The sequence below is a fragment of the Actinacidiphila oryziradicis genome, assembly GCF_005047355.1.
Lineage (GTDB): Bacteria > Actinomycetota > Actinomycetes > Streptomycetales > Streptomycetaceae > Actinacidiphila > Actinacidiphila oryziradicis.
Map to the genome: position 1 here is coordinate 19,808 of NZ_SUMC01000091.1, position 8,238 is coordinate 28,045.

Consider the following 8,238-nt stretch of genomic DNA (forward strand, 5'->3'; position numbering starts at 1 on the left):
CGCCGCAAAAGGACACGCAGCCGCAGGCACCACCTCGCCGGCCCAGTGGTCTCGCCTTGGTCCTCGCGCTCTTGATCCTCGCCGGATCGGCCGCCACCGCAGTGCTCGGCTTGCAGTACCGCGACGCCGATCGCTCCCGCCGGGCACGGGTAGACGCACTGGCCGCAGCCCGCACAGCAGCCCCAGTGATCCTCTCCTACGACTACCGGCATCTCGCCCGCGATTTCGCCGCAGCCGAAAGGCACCTCACCGGCCCCTTCCAAGGCCAGTACCGCAAGACGACACAGACGGTGGTCGGCCCCACCGCGGCCAAATACCACGGCATCGTCAAGGCCACGGTCGCCCAGCCTACGGGCGGCATTCCGGCAGCCTCAGTGGTGTCGGCCACCCCGGACAGCGCCGTCGTCCTGCTGTTCATGAACCAGGTCACCACCAGCACCGAGATCTCCGGACCCCGTCTGGACCTCAACCGGGTGCGGATGAAACTGACGCGCACCCCCGGCGGATGGAAGGTGAACGCCATCGACGCCTTGTAATAACTCGCCTACCGACAGCGACTCGCTGCCGTAGTGGCGCGCTCACTGCCGGACTCGGCTCGAACGCCTCGCCCCAATGCGGTGGCCCAATCGGCGCAACTCGCCCTGGATGCAGACGTAGCCCCAGGTCGGGTTGTCCTTCGTGAGGCCTTCCACCAGGGCGACGAGTTCGTCGGCAAGGGGTGGGCGCCCCGGACCCCGTTGCGGGCAGGTCCGTGCGTCCGCCGCTGCCGCTTCGCAGCGGTTCGTACATGGTTCCCGAACTACGTCAGGCTCCCGAATCCCGCAAGGAACCGGTCGTCGGCCACACACCCGGCTTGATGGCTGCCTTCAGGGATGGGCTCAGCCGCGCTGATGAGCAGAACGGTTCACTGAGCGAGCCCGATCCGATGAGCTGACTGAGTGGCGATCGAAGGAGCCAAACCCTGTCATGGTGAACGGAAGTGTGGATGGAACAGCCATCGGATCTGCCCATCCCCTCGTAGCGTAGAGGCCCTGACTGCAGGGGAAGTTGAGAGTCATGGCGGAGAAGAGGCGGAAGTTCGACGCTGAGTTCCGTGAGGGGGCTGTGCGGATCGTGGCCGAGACCGGCAAGTCGATCGCGCTGGTCGCGAAGGACCTGGGGATCAACGACACGACGCCGGCCAGCTGGGTGTCGCGGGCAAGGCGGGCCGGTGGAGACGGCACCCTCGCCGAGTGCGAGCGCGAGGAGCTGTGCGGGTGCCGATAAATCATCCCGCCAGGTCAGGACCTTGATGGTTGATCAGAGGCCGTCTGCGGTCGCTCCGTTCACCCCGGCTGTCTTCACGTGAACAGGGGACGGGCGGAACCCTCCACGAGTACCAACACGCCGCCTGAGCTGGGCGGATGATTAATCGGCACCCGCAGGCACGGACGTGAAGCGGGGGAGCCGCGCTCCCGGCCTGTCTCCTGCTCTACGGCGGGGAGCGCCGCGTCCGTCGCGGCGAAGGGAAACGTTTTTTTGGAGGGGGTCGCGCCCACCGGGGCGCACCCGGGGGAACCGACGAAGACCGGGTGCCGGCGGCAGCCCGGTCAGGGGCGTACGGAGCCGCCCGGAACGTCCGGCAGCGCGGGCGGCGTGACCGTCACCGTGACGCCGCCAACCGCGGGAACCGTGGGCACCGCGGGCGTCCGGGGCAGCTGAGATACCGGCGGCATGGAGACATCCGGCACCGGCACCGGCACCCGCACCCGCACCCGCACCGGAACGCCGAGCCGCGGCCCTGGCGAAGTCCCGGCGGACGGGGACGCCGGCACCGCGCCGCCGCCCCGACGCGGCCTGTCCGGCCGCCCGGCGTGGTCCGGCTGACCGCCGGAGCCGGTCGGCCGCGGGCTGTGCTTCGCCGTCGTCGCCGTACGCTGCGGCCCCGCCGCATCACCCGCGTACGGAACCGCCAGCCCCAGCACCGTGAGCGTCGCCGCCGTGGACACCGCCGCCTGCAAGCCACCGCCGCCGCCTTCGGGCCGTGGCCGCGCCACGCGCCCGCACACCCACAGCGCGAAGCCGAACGTCGCGGCGAGCGACTGCCGCAGCGCCCTCCGGGCCCTGGCCAGCAACGACTCGGCCGCCCGGTAGCTGAGCCCCATGTGGGACGCGACCTGCTCGACGTCGAGGTCCTGCGACTTCAGCCGCAGCGCCTCCGCCTGCCGGGCGGGCAGTTCCCCGCTCTGCCTGGCCAGCCAGACCGCCTCCGCGCGATCACACACCGACTCCTCCAGAGTCGCCGGCGCCGGTATCGCGTGGGTCGCGAGACTGCCCACCTCCGTCTCGCGGTTGACCTGCCGGTACCGGTCCGCGCACAGCCGTACGGTCACGGTCGTCAGCCACGCACCCAGCCGCTCGTCGTCGATGTGCGGGTTCTCCACGGCGCGCAGCATCGCCTCATGGACGGCGTCCTCCGCGTCCTCCCGGCTCATGGACCGGCGTCGCGCAACTTTCAGCAGCTGTTCACGGTGGCGCCACATGCGCTGCCACCGCTCGTCCGAGCCGCGATAGGTTTCCATCGTCATCAGCCCCCTCGCGCTTTCACACCGAGCGGCGCCGACACTACTCCCCAGTAAGGCTGACCGGGAGGGGTCAGTTTCCGATGGCCGCCGGGTCCATGAACACGACCTCCCAGTGGTGGCCGTCCGGGTCCTGGAAGCTGCGCCCGTACATGGGCCCCTGCTCCATGGGGTCGTTCGCCGGCGATCCACCGGTCGCCAGGGCCGTGTCGACCAGCTCGTCCACCCGCTGCCGGCTCTCCACACCAGGCCGCGCACCCAGCATCGCGAGCATCAGAGCCATTCGATGCACGTCGTGGAGTGCCCGGACTGCGGAACACGGCGAGGTGTGGTGCAGACCGAATGTGTTCGACCGCCGTCGCTACATGCTGTTGTGCGTCGTCGTCGCCGAGCTGCTGCTGGTCCCAGTGACCACCATCGGTCTGCTCGCCGACCGCGTCGTACAGGCAACGGTCGCAGACGATGCGCTTGCGCGATCCTGGTGGTTAATTACTCAACGTGGTCAAACGCCGAAGGCCGCCAGCCGCGAGCGCACCCTCATTGCCGACAAACCAGACAGGAATCGGCGCCCCTGTCACCGCCGCCGTGACGCTGCGCCAATTAACCACCAAGATCGGGCAGGCCCCATCACCCTCGTCCTACCGGGGGAACGACCCCCAACCCGCACCGGATGACCCACATCCATGCCCGGAAAGCCAAAAATTGCCGCTGCCGGGTGTGACACCTCTGGGCCCGGCGTCGCTGTTGTAGATGGACGCGCTGCTCAGGCGGTGACCGTCCTCGCCCTGGACCCGAACCGTGGGCGAGTTGCTGTCCCGGTCTGGCGTTCCCGTGGGGGGTAACGCCGATCGGGGTGGGGCCGCATCCTGGTGCGGCACATGACGGCCCTGGTCGTCCGCCTCCCCCGTGGCGGACGACCAGGGCTTCCCGCAGTGTGGCGCAGACTGCCACGACTAAGCCCGCGATACGCCGCACCTTCCCCGACTGTCCGGAGATGCACGTGGTCCACGACGGCCTGCCTCCGAGTCAAAAAATATTTGTCTTTGCCGCGACGGACACACCGGCCGTCCCCGTAGAGCAGATGAACGAGCTGTCCGTCTAAGGGTTTCCGTATGCCGTAGCACCTCGCCCCATCGCCCCTGATTCGACTCACGAACCCGCGAGGTATCCGTGGCTCTGTCCGTCTCCTCCCGCTTTCGCTGCCATCCGCGGTCATGGCGGCGCGTCCTCATTGGCCTCATAGCGCTGGCCGCCGGCAGCGCGTCCACTCTGCCGGGCAGCATCGCCGGAGCCGCCACTCCCGCTTCCGGTTCGGTCAGCGACACCTCGCCCACCGCGACCTGGAGCGCCGGTCCGTTCGTAGTGCCCAACGTAACCGGCACCACCGGCACACCGAGTTGCGCCGACTCCCAGTTCTGCGACGACTACGCCCTGCAGGTGACCGTACCGTCGGGCTACGACGCCGGGCACAGCGTGCGTATCACTGTGAAATGGCCTGACGCCGCCGCTGACTTCGACCTTTACGTCCTCGGCGCGAACGGCCAGGAGATCGCAGCCTCCGCGTCGTCCAACGACCCCGAGACCGTGGTGCTCCCGGCGGTGACGGCGTCGTACACCGTGCGCGTGGTGCCGTACGCGCCGCTCGGCGACAGCTTCACCGGCACCGCGAGCCTGGTCGGCAATCCGGTCGGTCCGCCGCCCGGCACGGCGACGCCACCGACGTACAGCGCCTCCTCCGCGCCCGACAGCATCAAGGACGCGCACAACGCCGGCGAGCCCTCCATCGGCGTAGACCGCGCGACCGGCGCCGCGATGTTCCAGGCGTACACCTCCACGCTGAAGGTCACGTACGACAGCGCCGGCGCCGCCACCTGGGCGGACAAGAGCGCCCAGGCCGCCAACGGCTGCCCGCAGGGCAGCGTCACCAGCCTCGACCCCATCCTGTTCACCGACCCGAAGACCAACCGCACCTTCGAGTCGCAGCTCGCCGGCAAGACCGCGCTGACCTGCTACACCGACAACGACGGCGAGGCGTGGACGCCGACGTCCGGTTCCGGCATCAACTCGGGGGTCGACCACCAGAGCATCGGCGGCGGCCCGTTCGCCCCGGGCGTCGTGGGCGCGCTGACGTCCTACCCGGACGCCGTGTACTACTGCTCGCAGGACATCGCCGACGCCTCGTGCGCGTCCAGTCACGACGGGGGCCTGACCTACGGGCCGGCCGTCCCGATGTACTCCCTGCTGGATTGCGGCGGCCTGCACGGCCATGTCAAGGTCGCCCCCGACGGCACGGTGTACGTCCCCAACAAGGGCTGTGGCGGCAACCAGGCCGTGGCGGTCTCCCAGGACAACGGCCTGACCTGGACCGTCCGCAAGAACCCGGCCAGCACGGCCGGCGACAGCGACCCCAGCGTGGGGATCGGCGCGGCCGGCACCGCCTACATGGGGTACCAGAACGGCGACGGCACCGCGCACATCGCCGTCAGCCACGACAAGGGCGCCACATGGCTGTACGACCAGAACGTCGGCCAGTCTCTCGGCATCAAGAACGTCGTCTTCCCCGTGGTGACCGCTGGAGACGACAATCGCGCCTCCTTCGCCTTCCTCGGCACCACCACCGGCGGCAACTACCAGGACCCGTCCTTCACGGGCGTCTGGCATCTGTACGTGGCCACGACCTACGACGGCGGCCAGTCCTGGGTCACCGCTGACGCGACCCCCAACGACCCGGTGCAAAAGGGCTCGATCTGCACCGCCGGCACCACCTGCGGCCAGGACCGCAACCTGCTGGACTTCAACGACATCACCACCGACACCCAGGGCAGGGTGCTGGTGGCCTACGCCGACGGCTGCACCGGCGCCTGCGCCACCGGAGGCCCGCAGAACTTCGACGCCCTGGCCACCATCAGCCGCCAGGCCACCGGCAATACGCTGTACGGCGCGTACGACGCCCTGGTCAACGGCACGCACACGAAGCCCAAGCCCAAGGGGGGCCAGTAGGTGAAGCCCGTTGCCCCGGCCGTGATGCTCACCGGTGCCGTGCTCACCGGCATGTTCGTCACCGGTTGCGCCCACGGCACCCCGGCAGCCAAGCCCTCTGCCGTACCGTCGCAGGTGGCGAACGCGGCGGAAACGGCGCCCAGCGGCTGCCCCACTGGTACGTCGCTGCCGCTGCCCAAGGAGTTCCCGGCGACCCTGCCGGTCCCCGAACGCGTCACCGTCACCTCCGTGGAGCACCGCTCGGGCAATCGCCTGGTCGTCAACACGGTGGTGCACGGCGGTTTCCGGGCCGCCCTGTCCTTCATGCAGCAGCGGCTGCCCAAGGCGGGGTACACGCCCGCGGAGGGCGAGGTGGAGACGTACGACGCCGAGTCGAACTTCTCCACCGCGACCGTCGCTGGACGCTGGACGCTGCGTGCGGTGCCCGGGTGTCCCGACGGGGTGTATCTGACCTACCTGACGTCTCCGAAGTCCTGACGTAACGTCACATCAAACGCGGGCGCCGGCCCTCCCGACCTCGGGTGGGCCGGCCGCCGGCGCCTGACATACGTCACTGTCACTCCGCCGCAGCGGTCGAGGCGGGGTCGCCGAGTCGCGTGCTCTGGGTGACCTGGTTCGTGAAGAGCAGGACAACCACCTTGTCGCGGCGAGGCGCAGACCACGGACGCCGCCTGCTCGCCGCCTGCGGCGGCGGTGACCGCCGGGCGGGCTCAGCGACCGGGCAGCCCCACGTGAGCTGCGGCCGAGGAAACGGTGCCGGGCACGGAAGCACTGGGCAGCGGCGGGACGGCGGTGACCGACGGGCCCGATGGAAGCGAGGGGATCGGTGGGACCGAGGCCAGGTGCCCGGAAGGGAGCTTTGGAACCGTCACCCCCGGCGGGGTCGAAGAGGCGGGCGCAGCCCGCCGGTCGCTCGCCGCGCCCATCGGCCTCGCCGGCGTGACGCTCCCGGACGCGGGAGCGGGGTGGCTCCCGACGTGGCCCGCGCTCTGGTCCCCGCCTTGGTCCGTGCTCCGGTCGGGCGGTGCCGGTACGGCGGTACGGTACGTGGCAGAGGCGAGCGGCACGGGGGCCGGTGCCTGCTGGTAATGAGGGTGCGAACCGGCCACGACGAGGACGGCGACCGTGGCGGCGGAGGCCGCGGCCGCCACCTGGACTCTCCCGCCGGTGACGCCCCTACCGCGTTCCCACAGCCACAGCGCGACGGCCATTGTCCCGGCGAGCGACTTGCGCAGCGCGCGTCTGGCCCTGGCCAGCAGCGACTCGACCGCCTCGTAGCTGAGCCCCATCTCCCGGGCGATCTGGCTGACCTCCCAACCGTCGGACTTCAGCCGCAAGGCCTCGGCCTGACGCGCGGGCAGCTCCTTGCTGCAGTCGGCGAGCCACTCCGCCTCGGCGCGGTCACAGACGACCTCGTCGACGGGGACCGGAGCGGAGGGAGCGATTGCGGTACGGCTGCGCACGGCGTCGTCCCTGCGCACCTGGCGGTGCCGGTCCACGCACAGCCTCATGGTGACCGTGGTCAGCCATGCGCCCAGCCGCTCGTCGTGGACGTCCGGGTGCTCGGCGGCGCGCAGCATCGCCTCGTGCACGGCGTCCTCGGCGTCCTCAATGCTGGCCGAACGCCTGCGCGCCACCTTCAGCAGCTCTTCGCGGTGGCTCCACAGACGCTGCCAGCGTTCGTCGACCTGATCGTCAACCGGGTTCGGACGCGCGGAACGCATGTCGATCACTGTCCTCCGTGCCGCCGGTCATATGCCCTCGAAAGGAGATTACCGCCGGGTAAGCATGCTGAGGAGGGGGAACGATGCCCGAAGTGCTGCCGAAGAGCGATCTGGACAAGGACATCGAAATATTGACGCTCCGGCATCAGCTGGCAGTGTTGCAGCGGCAGATCGACAGGCCACGCCTCACCCCGGCGGACCGCGCGCTCCTAGCTAGCTAGGCCCGGCCCGGCGTTGCCGAGCCGGGCCTATGGTCGGTTGGTTTCAGCGCTTCGAGGTTCTGTCCGCGCGGGGTCGGCCGGTGAGCGCCTGGGCGGAGGTGATCGGAGGCGGCTGACACCTCAGGCCGCCTCCGCCGTCGGCGGAGAGGATCCAGGCCGCCGCTCGGGACCATCCCGAATTCGCATGATGGCCTGGTCACTTGTTGACGTGCGGTCGCGGCACGTGTGACCTGGAGGAACGACGTTCCATCAGCTCCTTGCCAGGCAGGTTCGATCGGTGGCGTGCGAAGAGGGATGTGCAAGGGCCTTGTGAGGTGACGCTCGACGGGGATACAACCCTCCTTGATAACGTTGTCAAAGGAGGGTCGCTCGATGAGTCTTCGAAACAGACAGAAGCGACGCCTGTGGGCCGCAGCGGTCGCGGCGGCGACTGCCGGGGTGCTCGCGGCGAGCGGTGGGCCAGCCTCGGCTCAGTCCTTGACGTCCCTGACGTCGGAGTCGTCCGCCGGGGACGCACTGGTGGGCGATCCGGCGTCGCTGGTCGATCCACTGATCGGCACTGGTTCGGGCGGGGCCACGGTCGGCCAGGTGGACACCTATCCGGGGGCGACGGCGCCCTTCGGCATGCTGTCCTTCAGCCCTGATACGCCCTCACGACCGGACGGCGGGGGCTACAACTACGACGACACCTCCACCACCGGCTTCAGCCTCACCCATATGTCGGGCCCGGGC

The 8,238-nt window shown here is 69.8% G+C and carries 7 protein-coding genes and 2 pseudogenes; 6 read left to right on the top strand and 3 right to left on the bottom strand.

What is annotated here, in order from left to right:
- Window positions 1-56: 56 nt before the first annotated feature.
- Together FCI23_RS63330 and FCI23_RS43725 are read left to right on the top strand one after the other, a co-directional pair.
- Window positions 57-536, top strand: coding sequence for a hypothetical protein (locus FCI23_RS63330; RefSeq protein WP_322973988.1), 480 nt, complete (start codon window positions 57-59; stop codon window positions 534-536).
- Window positions 537-1,056: 520 nt separating this feature from the next.
- Window positions 1,057-1,266: a transposase gene (locus tag FCI23_RS43725; RefSeq protein WP_246144640.1), complete on the top strand. Its 210-nt coding sequence runs from the start codon at window positions 1,057-1,059 to the stop codon at window positions 1,264-1,266.
- A 323-nt stretch (window positions 1,267-1,589) separates the two neighbouring features.
- Here the strand turns inward: FCI23_RS43725 and FCI23_RS43730 are convergent, their stop codons facing one another.
- Together FCI23_RS43730 and FCI23_RS61145 are read right to left on the bottom strand one after the other, a co-directional pair.
- Window positions 1,590-2,567 carry an RNA polymerase sigma factor gene (locus FCI23_RS43730; RefSeq protein WP_136729617.1) on the bottom strand — a complete coding sequence of 326 codons (978 nt, stop codon included), beginning with the start codon at window positions 2,565-2,567 and terminating at the stop codon, window positions 1,590-1,592.
- A 67-nt stretch (window positions 2,568-2,634) separates the two neighbouring features.
- Window positions 2,635-2,802, bottom strand: a pseudogene (locus FCI23_RS61145) (VOC family protein); the annotation flags it as partial.
- Between the two features lie 929 nt (window positions 2,803-3,731).
- Here FCI23_RS61145 and FCI23_RS43745 point away from each other — a divergent pair.
- Window positions 3,732-5,561 carry a sialidase family protein gene (locus FCI23_RS43745; RefSeq protein WP_136729618.1) on the top strand — a complete coding sequence of 610 codons (1,830 nt, stop codon included), beginning with the start codon at window positions 3,732-3,734 and terminating at the stop codon, window positions 5,559-5,561.
- Window positions 5,562-6,038 carry a hypothetical protein gene (locus tag FCI23_RS43750; protein ID WP_136729619.1) on the top strand — a complete coding sequence of 159 codons (477 nt, stop codon included), beginning with the start codon at window positions 5,562-5,564 and terminating at the stop codon, window positions 6,036-6,038.
- A gap of 233 nt (window positions 6,039-6,271) precedes the next feature.
- On the opposite strand, the gene FCI23_RS43755 is transcribed toward FCI23_RS43750, so the two are convergent.
- Window positions 6,272-7,285 (bottom strand): sigma-70 family RNA polymerase sigma factor, encoded by a 1,014-nt coding sequence (locus tag FCI23_RS43755; RefSeq protein ID WP_136729620.1) that lies wholly within the window; start codon window positions 7,283-7,285, stop codon window positions 6,272-6,274.
- 83 nt (window positions 7,286-7,368) lie between these two features.
- Here FCI23_RS43755 and FCI23_RS57345 point away from each other — a divergent pair, with 83 nt between their 5' ends.
- Both FCI23_RS57345 and FCI23_RS43760 read left to right on the top strand, forming a co-directional pair.
- Window positions 7,369-7,506 (top strand): hypothetical protein, encoded by a 138-nt coding sequence (locus FCI23_RS57345; protein ID WP_169317232.1) that lies wholly within the window; start codon window positions 7,369-7,371, stop codon window positions 7,504-7,506.
- Window positions 7,507-7,878: 372 nt separating this feature from the next.
- A pseudogene (locus FCI23_RS43760) lies at window positions 7,879-8,238 on the top strand (hypothetical protein); the annotation flags it as partial.

Excerpts from the sequence above, each read along its gene's own strand:
- FCI23_RS43725 (WP_246144640.1), top strand. The coding sequence starts at position 1,057 with ATGGCGGAGAAGAGGCGGAAGTTCGACGCTGAGTTCCGTGAGGGGGCT.
- FCI23_RS43730 (WP_136729617.1), bottom strand. The coding sequence starts at position 2,567 with ATGACGATGGAAACCTATCGCGGCTCGGACGAGCGGTGGCAGCGCATG.
- FCI23_RS43755 (WP_136729620.1), bottom strand. The coding sequence starts at position 7,285 with ATGCGTTCCGCGCGTCCGAACCCGGTTGACGATCAGGTCGACGAACGC.
- FCI23_RS57345 (WP_169317232.1), top strand. The coding sequence starts at position 7,369 with ATGCCCGAAGTGCTGCCGAAGAGCGATCTGGACAAGGACATCGAAATA.